The sequence below is a fragment of the Pseudomonas sp. NPDC087817 genome (assembly GCF_044742875.1).
In the GTDB taxonomy this organism is placed as follows: domain Bacteria; phylum Pseudomonadota; class Gammaproteobacteria; order Pseudomonadales; family Pseudomonadaceae; genus Aquipseudomonas.
The window spans coordinates 2,577-23,505 of the sequence record NZ_JBIUVJ010000041.1; the positions used below are offsets into that span (position 1 = coordinate 2,577).

Consider the following 20,929-nt stretch of genomic DNA (forward strand, 5'->3'; position numbering starts at 1 on the left):
GTCTTCTCATAGGGTGTGTCCCTCACTTGTTGACTGTTTGTGTCGCGTTGACCTCAACCGAGGTCTGGCAGAAAAACTCTGCCGTGGGCGGCTCGCTGCCGGCGTGGCGAGCCAAGGTGTTGACGCCGTTGGGACGTCAACCTGTGTTCAGTTCTAACCAATGAGTCACACCGAGGGAATGATCGTTTTGTCATAAGGACGTAACGAAAATAGTGCTACAGCCATAAGTAACTGTGGGTTTCATGAATGTTTTTTCAGCAAACCCCGGTATGATCGGCGCCGCACTGGATGATGGGCTTAATTCTTTAGTGAGAATGACCCACGTTTAGACTCAGGTAATATTCGACGAAGGGTCGCTTTAAGACTTTTTGTTGCACCAACTTTTTTCTCTGTCCTTGCATCTAAGCTCTTTTAACCCGAGCAGCGGGGATGGAATGGCACACCTTCGTGCCACGCGGGCGTTCTTGTAGAAAAGCGCCTGATTGAAAACCGGATCGGCAATGCGTTGCCGATTCACTAGCCAAAGGCTCTGGAAAAACCATGTCCGACCGTTTCGAACTCTTCCTCACTTGCCCTAAAGGCCTTGAAGGCCTGCTCATCGAGGAAGCCGTCGGGCTTGGCCTTGAAGAAGCTCGCGAGCACACTTCCGCCGTGCGTGGCATGGCAACCATGGAAACCGCTTATCGCCTGTGCTTGTGGTCGCGTCTGGCCAACCGCGTGTTGCTGGTGCTCAAGCGTTTCCCGATGAAGGACGCCGAAGACCTGTACCACGGCGTGCTCGACGTCGAGTGGCAGGATCACATGCTCAGCGATGGCACCCTGGCCGTCGAATTCAGTGGTCATGGCTCGGGCATCGACAACACCCACTTCGGCGCCTTGAAGGTCAAGGATGCCATCGTCGACAAGCTGCGCACCCCGCAAGGCGATCGCCCAAGCATCGACAAGCTCAATCCGGATCTGCGCATTCACCTGCGTCTGGATCGCGGCGAAGCGATTCTCTCCCTCGACCTCTCCGGCCACAGCCTGCACCAGCGTGGCTATCGCTTGCAGCAGGGCGCTGCGCCGCTGAAGGAAAACCTCGCGGCAGCGATTCTGATCCGCTCCGGCTGGCCGCGCATTGCTGCCGAAGGTGGCGCGCTGGCTGACCCAATGTGCGGTGTTGGTACGTTCCTCGTCGAAGCGGGCATGATCGCCGCCGACATGGCGCCGAACCTGCGTCGCGAGCAGTGGGGCTTCACCGCTTGGCTCGGTCACGTGCCGGCGCTGTGGAAAAAACTTCACGAAGAGGCTTCCCAGCGCGCCGCTGCCGGTCTGGCCAAGCCGCCGCTGTGGATTCGTGGTTACGAAGCCGACCCGCGCCTGATTCAACCGGGCCGCAACAACGTTGAACGTGCCGGTCTGAGCGAGTGGATCAAGATCTACCAGGGCGAAGTCGCGACCTTCGAGCCGCGCCCGGACCAGAACCAGAAAGGTCTGGTGATCTGCAACCCACCGTACGGCGAGCGTCTGGGTGACGAAGCCAGCCTGTTGTACCTCTACCAGAACCTCGGCGAGCGCCTGCGTCAGGCCTGCCTGAACTGGGAAGCGGCGGTATTCACCGGCGCGCCGGATCTGGGCAAGCGCATGGGCATCCGCAGCCACAAACAGTATTCGTTCTGGAACGGTGCGTTGCCGTGCAAGCTGCTGTTGATCAAAGTGCTGCCGGATCAGTTCGTCACCGGCGAGCGTCGTACCCCGGAGCAGCGTCAGGCCGAGCGTGAGCAAGCGGCTTACGATCAGACTCCGGACGAGCCGCAAGAGCGCAAGTTCAACAAGAACGGCAACCCGATCAAACCGACGCCGGCCCCGGCGCCAGTGATCGAGCAGCCGCGCTTGAGCGAAGGCGGGCAGATGTTTGCCAATCGCCTGCAAAAGAATCTCAAGGCGATGGGCAAGTGGGTCAAGCGCGAAGGCATCGATTGCTACCGCGTCTACGATGCCGACATGCCGGAATATGCGATGGCGATCGATCTGTACCACGACTGGGTGCACGTTCAGGAATACGCCGCACCGAAGTCCATCGACCCGGAAAAAGCCTCGGCGCGCATGTTTGACGCACTGGCGGCGATTCCGCAGGCGTTGAACGTCGACAAGAGCCGCGTAGTGGTCAAGCGCCGCGAGCGCCAGAGCGGCACCAAGCAGTACGAGCGTCAGGCCGCGCAAGGCAAGTTCAATGAAGTCAGCGAGGGCGGCGTGAAGTTGCTGGTCAACCTCACCGATTACCTCGACACCGGTCTGTTCCTCGATCACCGGCCGATGCGCATGCGTATTCAGAAAGAGGCCGCCGGCAAACGCTTCCTCAATCTGTTCTGCTACACCGCGACGGCCAGTGTGCATGCGGCCAAGGGCGGCGCGCGCAGCACCACCAGCGTCGACCTGTCGAAAACCTACCTCGACTTGGCGCGCCGCAACCTGTCGTTGAACGGCTTCTCCGACAAGAACCGTCTGGAGCAGGGCGACGTGATGGCGTGGCTGGAGAGCAGTCGTGACGAATACGACCTGATCTTCATCGATCCGCCGACCTTCTCCAATTCCAAGCGCATGGAAGGCATCTTCGACGTGCAGCGTGATCAGGTGCAGTTGATCGACCTGGCCATGGCGCGTCTGGCTCCGGGTGGCGTGCTGTACTTCTCCAACAACTTCCGCAAGTTCCAGTTGGAGGAAAACCTCGCCGAGCGTTATGCGGTCGAGGAAATCAGCGCGCAGACCATCGATCCGGATTTCGCGCGCAACACCAAGATCCACCGCGCCTGGAAAATCACGGCTCGTTGACACTCGGCAAAGTTGGATCCACAGAGCCTTGATTTTTAACGGCTCTTGGATCCGATCAGCGCTAGCCAAATTAATGGCTAATAGCTATAACTCACTCATGGCCAATGGGGTATCCCCGAAATGCTGCTGTGGTGAGTTGCCCTTATGTCGTTGCACCCCGTGCGCCCGAAGATTCTGGGTTTTATCAGCGAAGAAGTCTCGGCCTGGCTGGTCGCGATGCTGGTATTGCTCGCCGGCGGGATTCTTACGGGGCTGCTCGCCTGGGCCACCTTCAATCAGTTTGAGCAGCAATTGCGTCAGCGCTTTCAACTGCTGGCCAATGAGCGTTACAGCCGCATCGAAGAACGCTTCCAGGATCAGGAGCAACGCCTCGACGGCTTGCGCCGCTTCTTCGCCAACTCCGAATCGGTGTCCCGCGCCGAATTCGATGGCTACACCCAACCTTTATTACTGCGTACCCAGGCCTATTCGTTTGCCCTGCGGGTCAGTGCTGCCGAGCGCGGCGCTTTTGAACAGCGCGTGCGAGAGGAAGGGCTGAGCACCTTTACCATTCGCGAACTCAATGCGCAGGGCGAGCTGCAACTGGCCGGCGTGCGTGATGAATATGTGCCCGTGCTGTTCAGCCAGACGCAAAGTCGCCTCGGCTCGCCTTTGGGCTATGACTTGCTGGCGCAACCGCTGCGTCGGGACACCCTCCAGCGTGCAGACAAGCTTGGTGGTCTGGCGGTGTCGCAACCGATGCATCTGGTGAGTATCGAGCCGTCCTACGCGCGCGGGGTGCTATTGGTTGCACCAGTGATGCGGGCTGGCCAGCAACAGTCGTTCGGCTACGTGATGGCGGTGATCAGCATGCGTCAGTTGCTGGCCGATGGCTTGCCGGATGCGTTTCATGACTACTTGTCCGTGCGCATTCTTGACCTGTCGACCAATGATCAGCATGAAGTATTGTTCGAATCCACCAACGAGCCCGCGCTCAGTGATCTGGCGGCGACGCGGCTGGTGCGCATGGCCGATCACGACTATCAGGTCGATATCCTGCCCAGCGAAGCCTTTATGCAGGCCAATCACTCGTCGGTGGGCAGCGTGATCATTCTTGGCGGCTTGCTGAGTCTGCTGCTCAGCGCGTTGCTCTATGTGCTGGTCAGCCAGCGCCAGCGCGCCTTGCGCCTGGTCGAATTGCGCACGCAGGAACTGCACGAGCGTGAGCAGGAGTTGCGCGGCACCCACGGTCAACTGCGCGGGGTGCTGAATGCCGCGACTCAAGTCGCGATCATCGCCACCGATTTGCGCGGGGTGATCAATACTTTCAACCCCGGCGCCGAACAGATGCTCGGCTACAGCAGCGCCGACGTCGTCGGCCACATGACCCTGGAAAACCTGCACTTGCCAAGGGAGTTGAGCGCACGTTCTACGGAATTGAGTGCGCGGTACGGCAAGAGCATCCCGACCTGCCACGCGATGCTGGTCGAGGGCGGTGAAGTCGGCGGTCACGAGGCTCGCGAGTGGACGCTGGTACGCAGCGATGGCAGCCACCTGCCAGTGAACATGCTCGCCACTCCGGTCCTCGATGAGCAGGGCCTGTGGGTCGGCCATCTGGCGATCTGTATCGACATCACCGAGCGCAAGCGCGTCCACGAGGCCCTGGCGGCGCGGGACGTGCTGCTGAAGAAACTCAGTGCTCACGTGCCTGGTGGCATCTACCAGTTCAAGATGGAATTCGACGGGCGCTTCAGCGTGATCTACGCCAGCGACGGCATCCGCGAGATCTACGAGCTGGAGCCGGACGTGCTGCTGCTCGACGCCGAGGCGATCTTTTCTCGCATCCACCCACAGGACATCACCCGCGTGCGCACCTCGATTCGCGCCTCGGCGGACAACCTCAGCCCGTGGCGCGAGGAATACCGCGTGCAATTGCCCGAGCGCGGGCTGCGTTGGGTGCGCGGTGAGGCGACGCCGGAAGAGCTGCCGGGCGGTGGTGTGCTGTGGCATGGCTATATTTCGGATATTTCCGATCTGAAGCGGGTCGAGGAAGAACTTCGTGCGCTGTCAGTGACTGATTCGCTGACCGGTATTCACAACCGCCGCTATTTTCAGGAGCGCCTGACCACAGAAATGGCCCGGGTCGAGCGTGGCGGCGGGGAGTTGTCGGTGATCATGCTCGACATCGACCACTTCAAACGTATCAACGACCAGTACGGCCATGCCGTGGGCGACCGGGTGCTGCAAGCCGTGTGCGAGCGCATCGGCCATCGGCTGCGCCGTACCGATGTGTTTTGTCGTCTGGGCGGCGAGGAGTTCATGGTGCTGTGCCCGGACATCGACGGCGAACACGCGTACATGCTCGCGGTGGAGTTGTGGCAGGGGCTGCGCAGTGCGCCGGTGGATGTGGTCGGCGTGGTGACTGCGAGTTTCGGCATCGCCAGTTGGCGACCGGGGGAGGGCGCGGATTCGCTGCTGCTGCGCGCCGACTCGGGCGTGTACGCAGCCAAGCAGGGCGGGCGCGATCGGGTTGAGCAGATGAGCTGACATTCAATACACCACAAACCTGTGGGAGCTGGCTTGCCAGCGATAGCGTCATTTCAGTCAGCATCTTCGGTGACTGACATAGCGCTATCGCTGGCAAGCCAGCTCCCACAGGGTTTTGTGGAGTTGCTTGAACCGCGTTACAGAACCGAAGCTGTCTGCGCCAGTTTTGGCTGCTTATACAGATCCAGCAGCACCTGATCCAGCACCGACGACGCCCCAAACGGCGCCTTGTCATTGAGGATCGCCACCACCGCCCAGGTGTTGCCATTTACATCACGGCTGAAACCGGCGATCGCGCGCACGGTGTTCAGGGTGCCGGTCTTGACGTGAGCTTCGCCGCGCATCGCGGTGGTCTTCAGGCGTTTGCGCATGGTGCCGTCGGTGCCGGCAATCGGCAGCGAGCTGATGTATTCGGCGGCGTACGGGCTGTGCCAGGCGGCTTGCAGCATGCTGGCCATCTCACGGGCGCTGACGCGTTCGGCGCGGGACAGGCCGGAGCCGTTCTCCATCACCAGATGCGGCGCGGTAATGCCTTTGCGTGCCAGCCACTGACGCACCACTCGTTGCGCGGCCTTGGCGTCGTCACCGTCGGCGTCGTTGCGGAATTTCTGCCCGAGGCTCAGGAACAGCTGCTGGGCCATGGTGTTGTTACTGTATTTGTTGATGTCGCGGATGATCTCGGCCAGATCCGGCGAGTAGGCGCGGGCCAGCAGTTTGGCGTTGCTCGGGGTCGAGGCGAGACGATCCTTGCCCTGGATGCTGCCACCCAGTTCCTTCCAGATCGCCCGAACGGCGCCAGCGGTGTAGGTCGCGTGATCAAGCAGCGACAGGTAAGTCTGTGAGCTGCAGCCATCGCCCAACTGGCCGGCGACGGTGACGGTCATGCTGCCGTCGGCTTGCGCCACCGGGTTGTAGCGCACGCCGCCGGTGCATTGTTTGGAGTTCAACGCCTTGACGGTGTTTTCGATGCGGATGTTGGCAATCGGCGGTTCTACCGAGATCAACACCCGACCACCGTCGTTACGCGCGACAAAACGCAGAGCCTTGAGGTTGACCAGCAGCGAATCCGGTTTGACCAGGAACGGCTTGTTCTCGTCGTTGCCGTCGTCATTGAATTCCGGCAGTTGCGGCTGCACGAAGAAGCTGCGGTCCAGCACCAGATCACCAGTGATCTGGGTCACGCCGTTGGCGCGCAGGTCGCGCATCAGCAGCCAGAGTTTTTCCATGTTCAGCTTTGGATCGCCGCCACCCTTGAGGTAGAGGTTGCCGTTGAGGATGCCGCCGCTCAGGTCGCCATCGGTGTAGAACTCGGTTTTCCACTGATGGTTGGGACCGAGCATCTCCAGCGCCGCATAGGTGGTGACCAGTTTCATGGTCGAGGCCGGGTTGACCGATACGTCGGCGTTGTACACGGTCGCGGTGCCCGGGCCATCCAGCGGCACCATCACCAGCGACAGGGCAGTCGGCTGCAGCTTGCTCGCTTTGAGGGCTTTTTCTACGTTGGGGGTGAGAGAAGTATTGATGGTGGCAGCGGAGACAGGCAGGGCCAGTGGAAGAAGAAGGCCGGCCAGAAAAAGTGGACGCAACGATTTGATCATAAGAAATAAAACCCTGCAAAAGAGGGGAAAAATAACGAGGACATGGATGAAAAAGCCCTCAGTGGTCACGAAAGTGTCGGCATTATGCCCCAAGGTGTAACCGCTTGTGCCGTCCCCGGGGTGGCTAATCCGTGATTTTTTTACAGGCGGTCGGCTGCGCAGTCCAGAGAATCGGGCAATTGACCGCTTAAACTGGTAAAGTGCCGGCCGTTATTACTTAAGAGGATTGTTCCAATGGCGACTAACCGTTCCCAGCGTCTGCGCAAAAAACTGTGCGTTGATGAATTTCAAGAGCTGGGTTTCGAACTGAACCTGGACTTCAAAGAAGACTTGTCCGAAGAAGCCATTGACGCTTTCCTCGAAGCCTTCATCAAAGAAGCCATGGAAGCCAACGGTCTGGGTTATGTAGGCGGCGACGACTTCGGTCTGGTTTGCCTGCAGAAGCGTGGCTCGGTCAACGAAGAGCAGCGCGCTGCCGTTGAAGCCTGGCTGAAAAACCGTTCCGAGCTGACCAAGGCTGAAATCAGCCCGCTGCTGGACGTTTGGTATCCGGAAAAGCCGATCAACGCGGCTAAGTGATACTGAAAAAAACGGCGACCTGAGGGTCGCCGTTTTTTTATGCCTGCGCTTTACGCCAGTTCAGAATCACCAGCGTCAAAACCCCCGCGACAATCCCCCAGAACGCCGAACCAATCGAAAACAGCGTCAACCCCGACGCCGTGACCATAAAGGTAATCAGCGCCGCTTCGCGTTCCTTCACTTCGGTCATGGCAATGCTCAAGCCATTGATGATCGAACCAAACAGCGCCAATGCGGCAATCGACAGCACCAGCTCCTTCGGCAACGCGGCGAACAACGCCGCCAATGTGGCGCCGAACACTCCGGCAATCCCGTAGAAAATCCCGCACCACACCGCTGCGGTGTAACGTTTGTTGCGGTCTTCATGGGCGTGTGGCCCGGTGCAGATGGCTGCGCTGATGGCCGCGAGGTTGATGCCGTGGGAGCCGAACGGCGCCAGTAACAGTGAGGCGATGCCTGTGGTGGTGATCAGCGGCGAGGCCGGCACGTTATAGCCGTCGGCGCGCAGGACGGCGATGCCGGGCATGTTCTGCGAGGTCATTGCCACCACGAACAGCGGGATGCCGATGCTGATGGTCGCTGCCAGCGAGAAATGCGGAGTAGTCCACACCGGTGTCGCCACCTCCAGGTGGAAACCGCTGAAATCCAGCAGGCCCATAAAGCCCGACAGCGCCGTGCCGATCAGCAGTGCAGCGAGCACGGCATAGCGTGGCGACAGGCGTTTGACCAGCAGATAAGTGAAGAACATCCCCAGCACCAGAGCGGTGCGGTGTTGCGCGGCGACGAAGATTTCACTGCCGATCTTGAACAGAATCCCCGCCAATAATGCCGCCGCCAGCGATGCCGGGATCTTTTTCACCAAACGTTCAAAACTGCCTGTCAGCCCGCAGATCGTCACCAACACGGCGCAGGTGATGTAGGCACCGATGGCTTCGCCGTAACTGACGCCGCCGAGGCTGGTGATCAGCAATGCGGCGCCGGGTGTCGACCAGGCGATGGTGATGGGTGTGCGATAGCGTAGCGACAGGCCGATCGAGCACACCGCCATGCCGATCGAAATCGCCCAGATCCACGAGGAAATCTGCCCGCTGGTCAGGCCCGCCGCTTGCCCGGCCTGGAACATCAGCACCAGTGAACTGGTGTAGCCGGTCATCATCGCAATGAAACCGGCGACGATGGCCGAAGGCGATGTGTCGGAAAAGGGACGCAGTTGAGTGTGCGTGGCGTCGTTCATGACGGCGGTGTTCCTTATACCAATGAAGATCCCCGCCATAACGCCAACCCTTGTAGGAGTGAGCCTGCTCGCGATTGCAGTGTGTCACCCACGTCATTGCCGAATGACACACCGCATTCGCGAGCAGGCTCACTCCTACAGGGAATTGTGCGCTGAAGGCGGATTCTGTGATCAAGCCTAAACTCAATCGTAACGGATCGTTGCAATACAGCCGTGGTCACAAACAGCCATACAGTCGTGTTGCCACCATCCATTGTGTACAATCGCGCTGTTTTTTACGCGATACTTGCCAGCGACCTACTGTGCCGTATTACAGTCACGGTCTATTCGCCGCAGTTCTTCCGACTCGAGTGCCCATGAACGAACAGTTGCAACCCCTCAAGAAACAACCGCGAGCAGGCAAAGCCGGCCGCAGCGGAACCCAGGACGATATTGTCTACGCGCATATCTTCGAGGCCATCCTCGAGCAGCGTCTGGCGCCCGGCACCAAGTTGAGCGAAGAAGCGCTGGGGGAAATTTTCGGGGTCAGCCGCACCATCATTCGCCGCGCCTTGTCGCGTCTGGCCCATGAGGGCGTCGTGCTGTTGCGGCCGAACCGTGGCGCCGTCGTCGCCAGCCCGAGCGTTGAAGAAGCACGCCAGGTGTTCATGGCCCGCCGTCTGGTCGAGCGCGCGATCACTGAACTGGCCGTGCTGCACGCCACTGCCGAACAGATTGCCGAACTGCGGCAGATGGTCAACGATGAGCGCGACAGTTTCTCGCGTGGTGATCGTGGCGCCGGTATTCGCCTGTCGGGTGAATTTCACCTGAAGCTCGCTGAAGCGGCAAAAAACGCCCCGCTGATCAGCTTCCAGCGCAGCCTGGTCTCGCAAACTTCGCTGATCATCGCCCAGTATGAAAGCGGCAACCGTTCGCATTGCTCCTATGACGAGCACACCCAGTTGATCGACGCGATCGAAAAGCGCGACGGCGAACTGGCAGTGAATCTGATGATGCACCACATGGATCACATCGACAGCAAGCTCAACCTCGATGAGGAAGGCGCGTCCGATGATCTGCATGCGGTGTTCTCGCATTTGTTGCAAACCAAGAAGCCTGGGCGTCCTGCGGCGAAACTCTAAGCTGATACCGAGTCGCTCCAATCGCTGGCAAGTCAGCTCCCACAGTGGTTTGTGGTGGGCAGCCGATTTGGGTTACACCACAAATCCTGTGGGAGCTGGCTTGCCAGCGATAGCAATCTGACAGGCAATAAAAATCCCCCGGACTGAAAAGTACCGGGGGATTGATCGTTCCCACGCTCTGCGTGGGAATGCCTCTGGGGACGCTCCGCGTCCAGTGACGCGGAGCGTCACGGGCTGCATTCCCACGCGGAGCGTGGGAACGATCAGCGCGGGGGGCGATCAGTGCCGGAGAGTTAACGCTGATGCACCAACGCTCCCGCCGCATACGTCTGCTGCACCGTGCGGTCATCCCCCAGCGTCATCAACACAAACAACGTCTCGGCAATGTTATTCGCCTGCTTCAAGCGATAGCTCAGCAACGGCGTGGCGTTGTAATCCAGCACCAGGAAGTCGGCATCCGAGCCCGGTTGCAGATTGCCGATCTTGTCTTCCAGACGCAGCGCCCGTGCACCGCCCAGCGTCGCCAGATACAGCGACTTGAACGGGCTCAGCCGCGCACCCTGCAACTGCATCACTTTGTAAGCTTCGTTCAAGGTTTGCAGCAGCGAGAAACTGGTACCGCCACCAACGTCAGTGCCCAGACCGACATTCAGCTTGTGCTTCTCGGCCATCGGCAGATTGAACAAGCCGCTGCCGAGGAAGAAGTTCGAAGTCGGGCAAAACGAGATCGCCGAGCCGGTTTCCGCCAGACGCGCACATTCGTCGTCGCACAGGTGCACGCCGTGGGCGAAGACCGAGCGCTCGCCGAGCAACTTGTAGTGGTCGTAAACGTCGAGGTAGCCCTTGCGCTCCGGGAACAGCTCCTTGACCCACTCGATCTCCTTGAGGTTTTCGCTGATGTGGGTCTGCATGTACAGATCCGGGTATTCGGTCAGCAACTGGCCGGCGAGGGTCAGTTGTTCCGGGGTGCTGGTCGGGGCGAAACGCGGGGTCACCGCATAGTGCAAGCGGCCCTTGCCGTGCCAGCGCTCGATCAGCGCCTTGCTCTCGACGTAGCTCGATTCGGCGGTGTCGGTCAGATAGTCCGGGGCGTTGCGGTCCATCATGACCTTGCCGGCGATCATCCGCAGATCAAGCTTCTCGGCCGCCTCAAAGAACGAGTTCACCGACTGCGGGTGCACGCTGCCGAACACCAGCGCAGTGGTAGTGCCGTTGCGCAGCAGTTCCTTGATGAAAATATCCGCGACATCGTCGGCGTGCGCCTTGTCACCGAACTGGCTTTCGCACGGGAAGGTGTAGGTGTTGAGCCAGTCGAGCAGTTGCTCGCCATAGGCGCCAACCATGCCGGTTTGCGGCAAGTGAATGTGCGTGTCAATGAAGCCCGGGGTGATCAGCGCGTCTTTGTAGTGCTCGATTTCGATGTCCGCCGGCAGGGTCGGCAGCAATTCACTGGCGTGGCCGAGGGCGCTGATCTTGCCGCCATCGACCACCAGCAGGCCATCCTCGAAATATTCGTAGGAGGCTTCGATCCCGACTTCGGCAGGGTCGGCAATGCTGTGCAGGATGGCGGCGCGGTAGGCTTTGCGAGTCAGAGGCATGAGGGTTCTCTAATCAATTTGAGGCTTTGAGTTTGGCGGCTTCACTGCGGCGCGAAACAGGCAGCAGTTTGGCAATCGGTTCGGCGCTGGCAGTCTGCTGGCCGAAATTGGCGTTATAGGTGGCGATGATTTCGCCGGCGATGGAGATGGCGATTTCCACAGGCAATTTGCCTTTGACTTCGCTGATGCCCATCGGGCAGCGCATGCGTTGCACGACGCTGGCGTCGAAACCGCGATCACGCAAACGGTGTTCGAACTTGGCGCGTTTGGTCTTCGAGCCGATCAGGCCAAACCAGGTGAAGTCGTTGCGCTTGAGGATGGCGGCGGTCAGCTCCAGATCCAGTTGATGGTTGTGGGTCATGACGATGCAGTAGCTGCCGGCGGGCAGGTCATCGATTTCATCCACAGGCTCCTCGGCGACGATTTTACGCACGCCGTGAGGAATCTGTTCGGGGAATTCCTCTTCCCGCGAATCGATCCAGCGCACCCGGCAGGGCAGGCCGGCAAGCAGCGGTACCAAGGCGCGGCCGACATGGCCGGCGCCGAACACGGCAATCTGCGCCTGCACCTGGCCCATCGGTTCGAACAGCAACACGGTGGCGCCGCCGCAGCACTGGCCCAGACTGGCGCCGAGACTGAAGCGCTCCAGATGGGTGTCCTGCTTGCCGCTGGCGAGCATCTCGCGGGCGATCTGCATGGCTTTGTATTCCAGATGCCCGCCACCGATGGTGTCGAAGGTCTGTTTCGCGCTGACGACCATTTTCGAGCCGGCGTTGCGTGGCGTCGAGCCGAGTTCTTCGATGATCGTCACCAGCACACAGGGTTCGCCCTGGTTCTGCAGGTCGGCGAGGGCGTCGATCCAGTTGTACATAGTTCACCCCTACAACATCGTTGTCTGTTCGGGCCTCATCGCTGGCAAGCCAGCTCCCACAGGATTTGCGGTGTAACGCATATCGGATAAACACCGCAGAACCCTGTGGGAGCTGGCTTGCCAGCGATTGGCCGCGCCTCGGTCTTAAAGCGGAGCCAGTTCGGTCTCTGCCTCGACCGCTTTCACGGTCTTGAGCTGACGCATCTGCTCACACCCCCACAACACCCGCTCCGGCGTCGCCGGCGCATCGATCTGCGGTTGATGCTTGTAGTCACCGAGGCTCGCCACCGCATCCTTGATCGCACACCACGACGCAATCCCGAGCATGAACGGTGGCTCACCGACAGCCTTGGAATGGAACACCGTGTCTTCCGGGTTTTTGCGGTTTTCCACCAGCTTCACCCGCAGGTCGAGCGGCATGTCCGCCACGGCCGGGATCTTGTAGCTGGCCGGGCCGTTGGTCATCAGCTTGCCTTTGTTGTTCCAGACCAGCTCTTCCATGGTCAGCCAGCCCATGCCCTGGATGAAACCGCCCTCGACCTGACCGATGTCGATGGACGGGTTCAGCGAGGCGCCCACATCGTGAAGGATGTCGGTTCGGAGCATCTTGTACTCGCCGGTCAGGGTGTCGACGATCACTTCGCAGCACGCCGCGCCGAAGGCGAAGTAGTAGAACGGCCGACCACGGGCCTGGCTGCGGTCGTAGTAGATTTTCGGGGTCTTATAGAACCCGGTGCTCGACAACGAAACCTGATTGAAATACGCCTGCTGGATCAGCGCTTCAAAGGTCAGAATGTGGTCGCGGACGCGCACATGACCGTTGTGGAATTCGACGTCTTCTTCGCTGACTTTGTAATGCCGGGCAGCAAATTCGATCAGGCGTTTCTTGATGATTTCAGCCGCGTTCTGCGCCGCTTTACCGTTCAAGTCGGCGCCGCTGGACGCCGCTGTCGGCGAGGTGTTCGGTACTTTGTCGGTGTTGGTCGCGGTGATCTGCACACGATCAATCTCGACCTGGAACACTTCAGCCACGACCTGCGCGACTTTGGTGTTCAGCCCCTGGCCCATTTCCGTGCCGCCATGGTTCAAATGGATGCTGCCGTCGGTGTAGATGTGGATCAGCGCGCCGGCCTGGTTCAAGAAGCTCGCGGTAAAGGAAATACCGAATTTCACCGGGGTCAGCGCCAGGCCTTTTTTCAGGATCGGGCTGTTGGCGTTGTAGCGACGGATCGCTTCGCGGCGCTCGTGATACTGGCTGCTTTCTTCCAGTTCGGCGGTCATTTCCTCGAGCATGTTGTGCTCGACGGTCTGGTAGTAATGGGTGACGTTGCGCTCGGTCTTGCCGTAGTAGTTGGCCTTGCGCACAGCCAGCGGATCGAGCTGCAGGTGACGGGCAATCGCGTCCATCACTTCCTCAATCGCGACCATGCCTTGCGGACCACCGAAACCACGGTAAGCGGTGTTCGACGCGGTGTTGGTCTTGCAGCGGTGACCGTGGATGGTCGCGTCGCCGAGGTAGTAGGAGTTGTCCGAGTGGAACATCGCCCGGTCAACGATCGAGGCGGACAAATCCGGCGAGCAGCCGCAGTTGCCAGCCAGATCCATGTTGATCCCGTGCAGGCGCCCGGTGCTGTCGAAGCCGACGTCGTACTCGACGTAAAACGGGTGACGCTTGCCGGTCATCAACATGTCTTCGACGCGCGGCAGGCGCATCTTGGTCGGTTGGCCAGTCAGGTGCGCAACCACGGCGCACAGGCACGCCGGGCTGGCGGCCTGGGTTTCCTTGCCGCCGAAACCACCGCCCATGCGGCGCATGTCGACGACGATTTTGTTCATCGACACGTCGAGCACTTCGGCGACCAGTTTTTGCACTTCGGTCGGGTTCTGCGTCGAGCAGTAGACGATCATGCCGCCGTCTTCGGTGGGCATCACCGAGGAGATTTGCGTCTCCAGATAGAAGTGTTCCTGGCCGCCGATGTGCAGCGTGCCCTGAATGCGATGTTCAGCGGTCGCCAGTGCCGAGACCGAATCGCCGCGCTGATGGGTGTGGCTGTCGAGCACGAAGTGGCGTTTGCGCAGGGCTTCGACCACGTCGAGCACTGGCTCGAGATCTTCGTATTCGATAATCGCGGCCATGGCGGCCTTGCGCGCGGTTTCCAGGTCTTTCGCCGCGACGGCGAGCACCGGTTGACCGACAAATTGCACGTCATCGATGGCCAGCAGCGGGTCGCCCGGCATCAATGGGCCGATGTCTTTCAGGCCCGGCACGTCTTCGTGGGTGATGGCGATGCGCACGCCTTCGAAGGCGTAGCACGGCGAGGTGTCGATGCTGATGATTTTCGCGTGGGCGCGGTCCGACATGCGTGCGTACAGATGCAGCTGGTTTGGAAACTCCAGGCGATCATCGATGTACTGCGCTTCACCGGACACATGCTTGGCGGCGCTGTCGTGCTTGACGCTGCGGCCGACACCGGTGGTCAGATCCTTGGCGAACAGTTCGGCCAGTTCAGCCTGGGTTTTTTCTACGCCGTGATGGTTAGACATAAGCGGTCACCCGAGTCTCGATGTGCGGTGTTTGCAGTTCGATGAAGTATTTACGCAGCAGGTTCTGCGCGCTGAGCAGGCGATATTCCTTGCTGGCGCGGAAGTCCGAGAGCGGAGTGAAGTCTTCGGCCAGTGCGGCGCAGGCGCGTTCGACCACGGCGTTGTTGAACGGCTGGCCGATCAATGCGGCTTCACAGTGAGCCGCGCGTTTCGGAATTGCTGCCATACCGCCGAAGGCCATGCGCGCATCGCTGATCACGCCGTTTTCGACGCGCAGGTTGAACGCGGCGCAGACGGCGGAGATGTCGTCGTCCAGACGCTTGGAAACTTTGTAGGCGCGGAACAACTGCTCGGCGCTGGCGCGTGGGACGATGATCTTCTCGATGAACTCACTTTCCTGACGGGCCGTGACTTTGTAGTCGATGAAGTAATCTTCGAGGTTCAGCGTGCGCCGGGTTTCGCCTTTGCACAGCACGACTTGCGCGCCGAGGGCGATCAGCAGCGGAGGCGAATCACCGATTGGCGAGGCGTTGCCGATGTTGCCGCCGAGCGTGCCCTGGTTACGGATTTGCAGCGAGGCGAAGCGGTGCAACAGTTCGCCGAAGTCCGGGTACTCGGCGTTCAACGCTTCGTAGCAGTCGGAGAGGGCGGTGGCGGCGCCGATTTCGATGCGGTCTTCGAAGGTTTCGATGCGCTTCATTTCGGCGACGTTGCCGACGTAGATCATCACCGGCAGGGTGCGGTGGAACTGGGTGACTTCCAGCGCCAGATCGGTACCGCCGGCGAGCAGGCGGGCTTGTGGGTAAGCGTCATAGAGATCGGCCAGGTCAGCGACGGTCAGCGGCACCAGGCAGCGCTTGTCGCCACTGTTGAGTTCGCCGATATCGGTCGGGGCGATGGCTTTGAGGCGGGCGATGGTTTCCGCTTCGCGGGCATCGAACTGGTCCGCTTGCTTGCCGCAACACGATTGCTCGGCAGCCGCCAGAATCGGCCGGTAGCCGGTGCAGCGGCAGAGGTTGCCGGCCAGCGCTTCGTGGGCCTTGGCGTGATCCGGCGCATCGCTGTTCTTTTGCAGAGCGAACAGCGACATGACGAAACCCGGGGTGCAGAAACCGCATTGCGAGCCGTGGCACTCGACCATGGCTTTCTGCACGCTGTGCAGTTCGCCTTTGTGCTTGAGGTCTTCGACGCTGATCAGTTGTTTGCCGTGCAGTGACGAAACGAATGTCAGGCACGAGTTGAGGCTGCGATAGCGAATGTGTTCGCGGCCATCGTCATCCGTTTGCAACTCGCCAACCACCACGGTGCAAGCGCCGCAGTCGCCGCTGGCGCAACCTTCTTTGGTACCGGATTTACCGACGTGTTCACGCAAGTAATTGAGCAAAGTCAGATTCGGGTCCAGGGCGTGCTCGCTACGGAGTTCCTGGTTAAGTAAAAACTGGATCACGGAAGGCCTCGCAGACTCATTATTGTTGTTAACCGACGTGAACCGAATTTAGCAGGTCTGACTTTTCGGTCAATGGTTTTCTGACTTAAAGGTCAGGAAAATACGTTTCGTCGATCAGCAACGTGTCTATTCAGTATTGACCCTCATCGGTCACCCCGCTTTTTTGCGGGATTCGTGCCAAAAACCGCTGAGTGGGCACTCCGCCATGCCCGTGCATTTGCGCTACACTGCGCCGCTTGTGCAGATCGATAGAGTTTGAAGGACAACCATGACGTTCAAGGCGCCGGACAGCCTCGCCGAGCAAATTGCTCACCACCTCGCCGAACGCATCATTCGTGGCGAAATGAAGCCGGGAGAGCGCATCCAGGAACAGAAGGTCACGCTGGCACTTAATGTCAGCCGCGGATCGGTCCGCGAAGCCTTGCTGATCCTCGAACGCCGCCACCTGATCGCGATCCTGCCGCGCCGTGGCGCGCACGTCACCGAACTGACGCCGCACAAGGTGCAGAGCCTGTGCACGCTCATGAGCGAGCTGTACATCCTGCTCGGCAATTCGGTGGCCAACGGCTGGCAAGTGCAGTCGGACATGGCGCCGTTCGTGCAGATCCAGCAGCGCCTGACCGCCAGCTACGAGCGCCAGGACATCCGCAGCTTCGTCGACGACAGCTTCAGCGTCATGCGCGCGGCCTATCCGTTCGCCAACAACCCGTACCTGCAAGAGACCGTCGAGAACCTGCAGCCGGCCATGAGCCGCGCCTATTTCCTCGCCCTCGAACAGCGCAAGGCCGAAATGAGCGAGTTCCTCGAACTGTTCGAGCGTCTGCTGGCCGCCGTGCTTGCCCGTGATTTGCCGCAGATCCGCATCGTGCTGACGGCTTACGCCCAGCGCAGCTGCGATCTGGTGGTGTCCGCCCTGACGGTTGCCTAAGCGTGCGGCTCAAGTGCATCAAACTGGCGGGATTCAAGTCCTTCGTCGACCCGACCACGGTGAACTTCCCCAGTAACATGGCGGCAGTCGTCGGGCCGAACGGTTGCGGCAAGTCGAATATCATCGACGCCGTGCGCTGGGTGATGGGCGAAAGTTCGGCGAAGAACCTCCGTGGCGAGTCGATGACCGACGTCATCTTCAACGGTTCGACCAGCCGTAAACCGGTGAGTCAGGCCAGCATCGAACTGATCTTCGACAACTCCGACGGCACGTTGCTGGGCGAGTACGCGGCTTACGCGGAAATCTCCATTCGCCGCAAAGTCACTCGCGACAGCCAGACCACCTATTACCTCAACGGCACCAAATGCCGTCGTCGCGATATCACCGATATTTTCCTCGGCACCGGCCTCGGCCCGCGCAGTTACTCGATCATCGAGCAGGGGATGATCTCCAAGCTGATCGAGTCCAAGCCCGAAGACCTGCGCAACTTCATCGAAGAAGCGGCCGGCATCTCGAAATATAAAGAGCGCCGCCGCGAAACCGAAAACCGTATCCGCCGCACCCACGAAAACCTTGCTCGCCTGACCGACCTGCGCGAAGAGCTGGAGCGTCAACTCGAACGCCTGCACCGCCAGGCCGAGGCGGCGAAGAAGTATCAGGAATTCAAAGCCGAGGAGCGTCAGCTCAAGGCGCAACTGTCGGCCCTGCGCTGGCAGGATCTGAACGATCAGGTCGGCCAGCGCGAGTCGATCATCGGCACTCAGGAAATCAGTTTCGAAGCCTTGGTCGCAGAACAGCGCAATGCCGACGCGGCCATCGAACGCCTGCGCGACGGGCACCACGATCTGTCCGAACGCTTCAATCTGGTGCAGGGGCGCTTCTATTCGGTCGGCGGCGACATCGCCCGGGTCGAGCAGAGCATCCAGCACGGCCAGCAACGTTTGCGCCAGTTGCAGGACGATCTGAAAGAAGCCGAACGAGCACGCCTGGAAACCGAATCGCATCTGGGTCACGACCGCACCTTGCTGCTGACCCTCGGCGAAGAACTGGACATGCTCACCCCCGAGCAGGAAGTCACCAGCGCTGCCGCCGAAGAAGCCGCCGCTGCGCTGGAAGATTCCGAAAGCGTCATGCACGGTTGGCAGGAGCAGTGGGACGCCTTCAACCTGACCGCCGCCGAACCGCGTCGTCAGGCCGAAGTGCAGCAGTCGCGCATCCAGCAGCTGGAATCCAGCATGGAGCGTCTCGCCGATCGGCAAAAGCGTCTCGGCGAAGAGCGCGCGTTGCTTTCGGCCGACCCGGAAGACGCGGCGATCATGGAGCTCAACGAGCAGCTCGCCGAGTCCGAAGCGACCCTCGAAGATTTGCAGACCAGCGAAGAGGCTCAGGTCGAAAAGCTCGAGCAACTTCGTCAGGAATTGCAGCAGGCGTTGACCGCGCAGCAACAGGCGCAGGGTGACTTGCAGCGGCTCAATGGTCGCCTGGCGTCGCTGGAAGCCTTGCAACAAGCCGCACTCGATCCGGGCACCGGCACTGCCGAATGGCTGAAGGAACACAACCTCACCGAGCGTCCGCGCCTGGCCGAAGGCCTGAAGGTCGAGGCCGGTTGGGAGCTGGCGGTGGAAACCGTGCTCGGCGCCGATCTGCAAGCGGTGCTGGTCGACGACTTCAGCGGCTTCGATCTGTCCGGTTTCACCCAAGGCGATTTGCGCCTGCTCAGCCCCGGCACAGATGGCGTACGCGTGGCCGGCAGCTTGCTCGATAAGGTCGAGGCGCAGATCGATCTGTCGCCGTGGCTCGGTCAGGTCAAACCCGTCGACAGCCTCGAACATGCCTTGGCCTTGCGTGGGCAATTAAGCGCTGGCGAGAGCCTGATCAGTCGCGACGGTTATTGGGTCGGTCGTCACTTCCTGCGTGTGCGTCGTGCCAGCGAGGCCGAGAGCGGCATGCTTGCCCGTGGCCAGGAAATCGAAGCGCTGCACCTTGAGCGCGAAGAGAAAGAAGCCACGGTCGAGGCCATGGAAAACCGTCTGCAAACCTTGCGCGCGCAACAGCGTCAGCAGGAAAACGGTCGCGAACATTTGCGTCGTTTGCTGCAAGACGAAGCACGTCAGCAAGGTGAATTGAAAGCGCAACTGTCCGCCGGCAAAGCCAAGGCCGAACAGTTGACTTTGCGCCGCACACGCCTCGATGAAGAGCTGGTCGAGCTTGGCGAACAGCGCGAACTTGAGCACGAACAAGTCGGCGAAGCGCGCATGCAGTTGCAGGAAGCCCTCGACGCGATGGCACTGGATACCGAGCAGCGCGAATTGCTGTTGGCCCAGCGCGACAGCCTGCGCGAGCGCCTTGATCGCGTGCGTCAGGAAGCGCGTCAGCACAAGGATCACGCGCACCAATTGGCCGTGCGTCTCGGCTCGTTGCGCGCTCAGCATGATTCCACGCGTCAGGCGCTGGAGCGTCTGGAAATGCAGGCCGAGCGTCTGACCGAAAAACGCGAACAGTTGAGTCTGAATCTGGAGGAGGGCGAGGCACCGCTGGAAGAGCTGCGCCTGAAACTCGAAGAGTTGCTCGACAAGCGCATGACCGTCGACGAAGAACTCAAGACTGCGCAGATCGCCCTGGAAGACGCCGACCGCGAATTGCGCGACGCAGAAAAGCGCCGGACCCAGGCCGAGCAGCAATCGCAGCTGATTCGCGGCCAGCTCGAACAGCAACGCATGGAATGGCAGGCCCTGACCGTGCGCCGCAAGGCTTTGCAGGATCAGTTGCTCGAAGACGGCTACGATCTCAATGGCGTGCTCGCCACATTGACCGCGCAGGCCAGTGAACGCGAAGCCGAAGAAGAACTCGAAAGGATCAATGCGCGGATTCAACGCCTGGGCGCGATCAACCTCGCGGCCATCGATGAATACACGCAACAGTCCGAGCGTAAGCGTTATCTGGATGCGCAGGATGCCGATCTGGTCGAAGCACTGGAGACGCTGGAAAACGTTATCCGCAAGATCGACAAGGAAACCCGTAACCGTTTCAAAGATACCTTTGATCAGATCAATGGCGGTTTACAGGCACTTTTTCCAAAAGTTTTCGGTGGTGGACGGGCGTATTTGGAACTGACGGGCGAAGATCTACTCGATACAGGGGTAACGATCATGGCGCAGCCGCCAGGGAAGAAGAACAGCACCATCCATTTGCTCTCCGGCGGGGAAAAAGCCCTGACCGCGCTGGCACTGGTATTTGCCATCTTCAAATTGAATCCGGCGCCGTTCTGCATGCTCGATGAGGTTGACGCGCCACTGGATGACGCTAACGTTGGACGCTACGCACGCTTGGTCAAAGAGATGTCGCAGACGGTGCAGTTCATCTACATCACCCACAACAAAATCGCCATGGAAATGGCCGAGCAGTTGATGGGCGTAACGATGCATGAACCGGGTTGTTCGCGACTGGTAGCCGTGGATGTCGAGGAGGCGATGGCGATGGTGGACGCCTGAGCCAGCGTGGTGTCGGAAAGGTAATTTAGTCTTGTAGGACTTTTTTACCGCGTTCGACTTGCTGGCCAATCGACATATTCGCGCAAGCCAATGAGACAGACGGTGTAAAGTTGTCTTTGGTCGTGCTAGTTTAATGTCAATTTTTCGTATACGTGGGCAAAACGCCTGTCAGAACATAGAG

The 20,929-nt window shown here is 60.1% G+C and carries 12 protein-coding genes; 6 read left to right on the forward strand and 6 right to left on the reverse strand.

Going from position 1 to position 20,929, the window contains the following annotated elements:
• The first annotated feature begins 540 nt into the window (after positions 1–540).
• Together rlmKL and ACIONG_RS21430 are read left to right on the forward strand one after the other, a co-directional pair.
• On the forward strand, positions 541–2,811 hold the full coding sequence (rlmKL, locus tag ACIONG_RS21425) for a bifunctional 23S rRNA (guanine(2069)-N(7))-methyltransferase RlmK/23S rRNA (guanine(2445)-N(2))-methyltransferase RlmL (RefSeq protein ID WP_401302559.1): 2,271 nt from the start codon (positions 541–543) through the stop codon (positions 2,809–2,811).
• Positions 2,812–2,955: 144 nt separating this feature from the next.
• Positions 2,956–5,337: a diguanylate cyclase gene (locus ACIONG_RS21430; protein WP_103303883.1), complete on the forward strand. Its 2,382-nt coding sequence runs from the start codon at positions 2,956–2,958 to the stop codon at positions 5,335–5,337.
• A 137-nt stretch (positions 5,338–5,474) separates the two neighbouring features.
• Here the strand turns inward: ACIONG_RS21430 and dacB are convergent, their stop codons facing one another.
• Positions 5,475–6,935, reverse strand: a complete 1,461-nt coding sequence (gene dacB / locus ACIONG_RS21435) for a D-alanyl-D-alanine carboxypeptidase/D-alanyl-D-alanine-endopeptidase (protein ID WP_103303884.1) — start codon at positions 6,933–6,935, stop codon at positions 5,475–5,477.
• Positions 6,936–7,169: 234 nt separating this feature from the next.
• Between dacB and ACIONG_RS21440 the strand changes: the two genes are divergently transcribed.
• On the forward strand, positions 7,170–7,514 hold the full coding sequence (locus ACIONG_RS21440) for a YggL family protein (RefSeq protein WP_095189455.1): 345 nt from the start codon (positions 7,170–7,172) through the stop codon (positions 7,512–7,514).
• A gap of 37 nt (positions 7,515–7,551) precedes the next feature.
• Here the strand turns inward: ACIONG_RS21440 and ACIONG_RS21445 are convergent, their stop codons facing one another.
• On the reverse strand, positions 7,552–8,748 hold the full coding sequence (locus ACIONG_RS21445) for a benzoate/H(+) symporter BenE family transporter (protein WP_103303885.1): 1,197 nt from the start codon (positions 8,746–8,748) through the stop codon (positions 7,552–7,554).
• Positions 8,749–9,104: 356 nt separating this feature from the next.
• Here ACIONG_RS21445 and ACIONG_RS21450 point away from each other — a divergent pair, with 356 nt between their 5' ends.
• Positions 9,105–9,869 (forward strand): GntR family transcriptional regulator, encoded by a 765-nt coding sequence (locus ACIONG_RS21450; protein ID WP_103303886.1) that lies wholly within the window; start codon positions 9,105–9,107, stop codon positions 9,867–9,869.
• Positions 9,870–10,162: 293 nt separating this feature from the next.
• Here ACIONG_RS21450 and guaD read toward each other — a convergent pair whose 3' ends face one another.
• The 4 genes from guaD to xdhA all read right to left on the reverse strand — a co-directional run bounded on the left by guaD (position 10,163) and on the right by xdhA (position 16,329).
• Positions 10,163–11,467, reverse strand: a complete 1,305-nt coding sequence (gene guaD / locus ACIONG_RS21455; RefSeq protein ID WP_315447444.1) for a guanine deaminase — start codon at positions 11,465–11,467, stop codon at positions 10,163–10,165.
• A gap of 13 nt (positions 11,468–11,480) precedes the next feature.
• Positions 11,481–12,338 carry a xanthine dehydrogenase accessory protein XdhC gene (xdhC, locus tag ACIONG_RS21460; protein ID WP_103303888.1) on the reverse strand — a complete coding sequence of 286 codons (858 nt, stop codon included), beginning with the start codon at positions 12,336–12,338 and terminating at the stop codon, positions 11,481–11,483.
• 144 nt (positions 12,339–12,482) lie between these two features.
• Entirely contained in the window at positions 12,483–14,882 is a 2,400-nt protein-coding gene (gene xdhB / locus ACIONG_RS21465) for a xanthine dehydrogenase molybdopterin binding subunit (RefSeq protein ID WP_401302564.1), read from the reverse strand.
• Positions 14,875–16,329 (reverse strand): xanthine dehydrogenase small subunit, encoded by a 1,455-nt coding sequence (gene xdhA / locus ACIONG_RS21470; RefSeq protein ID WP_401302566.1) that lies wholly within the window; start codon positions 16,327–16,329, stop codon positions 14,875–14,877. Before xdhA ends, xdhB begins: the two co-directional genes overlap by 8 nt.
• Positions 16,330–16,597: 268 nt before the next feature.
• Here xdhA and ACIONG_RS21475 point away from each other — a divergent pair, with 268 nt between their 5' ends.
• Positions 16,598–17,257: a GntR family transcriptional regulator gene (locus tag ACIONG_RS21475; RefSeq protein WP_103303891.1), complete on the forward strand. Its 660-nt coding sequence runs from the start codon at positions 16,598–16,600 to the stop codon at positions 17,255–17,257.
• A 2-nt stretch (positions 17,258–17,259) separates the two neighbouring features.
• On the forward strand, positions 17,260–20,748 hold the full coding sequence (smc, locus tag ACIONG_RS21480; RefSeq protein ID WP_401302568.1) for a chromosome segregation protein SMC: 3,489 nt from the start codon (positions 17,260–17,262) through the stop codon (positions 20,746–20,748).
• The last annotated feature ends 181 nt before the right edge of the window (positions 20,749–20,929 follow it).

What these genes read in the sequence shown, in the direction of transcription:
- ACIONG_RS21475 (WP_103303891.1), top strand. Translation starts at nt 16,598, where the DNA reads ATGACGTTCAAGGCGCCGGACAGCCTCGCCGAGCAAATTGCTCACCAC.
- xdhB (WP_401302564.1), bottom strand. Translation starts at nt 14,882, where the DNA reads ATGTCTAACCATCACGGCGTAGAAAAAACCCAGGCTGAACTGGCCGAA.
- ACIONG_RS21450 (WP_103303886.1), top strand. Translation starts at nt 9,105, where the DNA reads ATGAACGAACAGTTGCAACCCCTCAAGAAACAACCGCGAGCAGGCAAA.
- ACIONG_RS21430 (WP_103303883.1), top strand. Translation starts at nt 2,956, where the DNA reads ATGTCGTTGCACCCCGTGCGCCCGAAGATTCTGGGTTTTATCAGCGAA.
- guaD (WP_315447444.1), bottom strand. Translation starts at nt 11,467, where the DNA reads ATGCCTCTGACTCGCAAAGCCTACCGCGCCGCCATCCTGCACAGCATT.
- xdhC (WP_103303888.1), bottom strand. Translation starts at nt 12,338, where the DNA reads ATGTACAACTGGATCGACGCCCTCGCCGACCTGCAGAACCAGGGCGAA.
- rlmKL (WP_401302559.1), top strand. Translation starts at nt 541, where the DNA reads ATGTCCGACCGTTTCGAACTCTTCCTCACTTGCCCTAAAGGCCTTGAA.
- ACIONG_RS21445 (WP_103303885.1), bottom strand. Translation starts at nt 8,748, where the DNA reads ATGAACGACGCCACGCACACTCAACTGCGTCCCTTTTCCGACACATCG.
- dacB (WP_103303884.1), bottom strand. Translation starts at nt 6,935, where the DNA reads ATGATCAAATCGTTGCGTCCACTTTTTCTGGCCGGCCTTCTTCTTCCA.
- ACIONG_RS21440 (WP_095189455.1), top strand. Translation starts at nt 7,170, where the DNA reads ATGGCGACTAACCGTTCCCAGCGTCTGCGCAAAAAACTGTGCGTTGAT.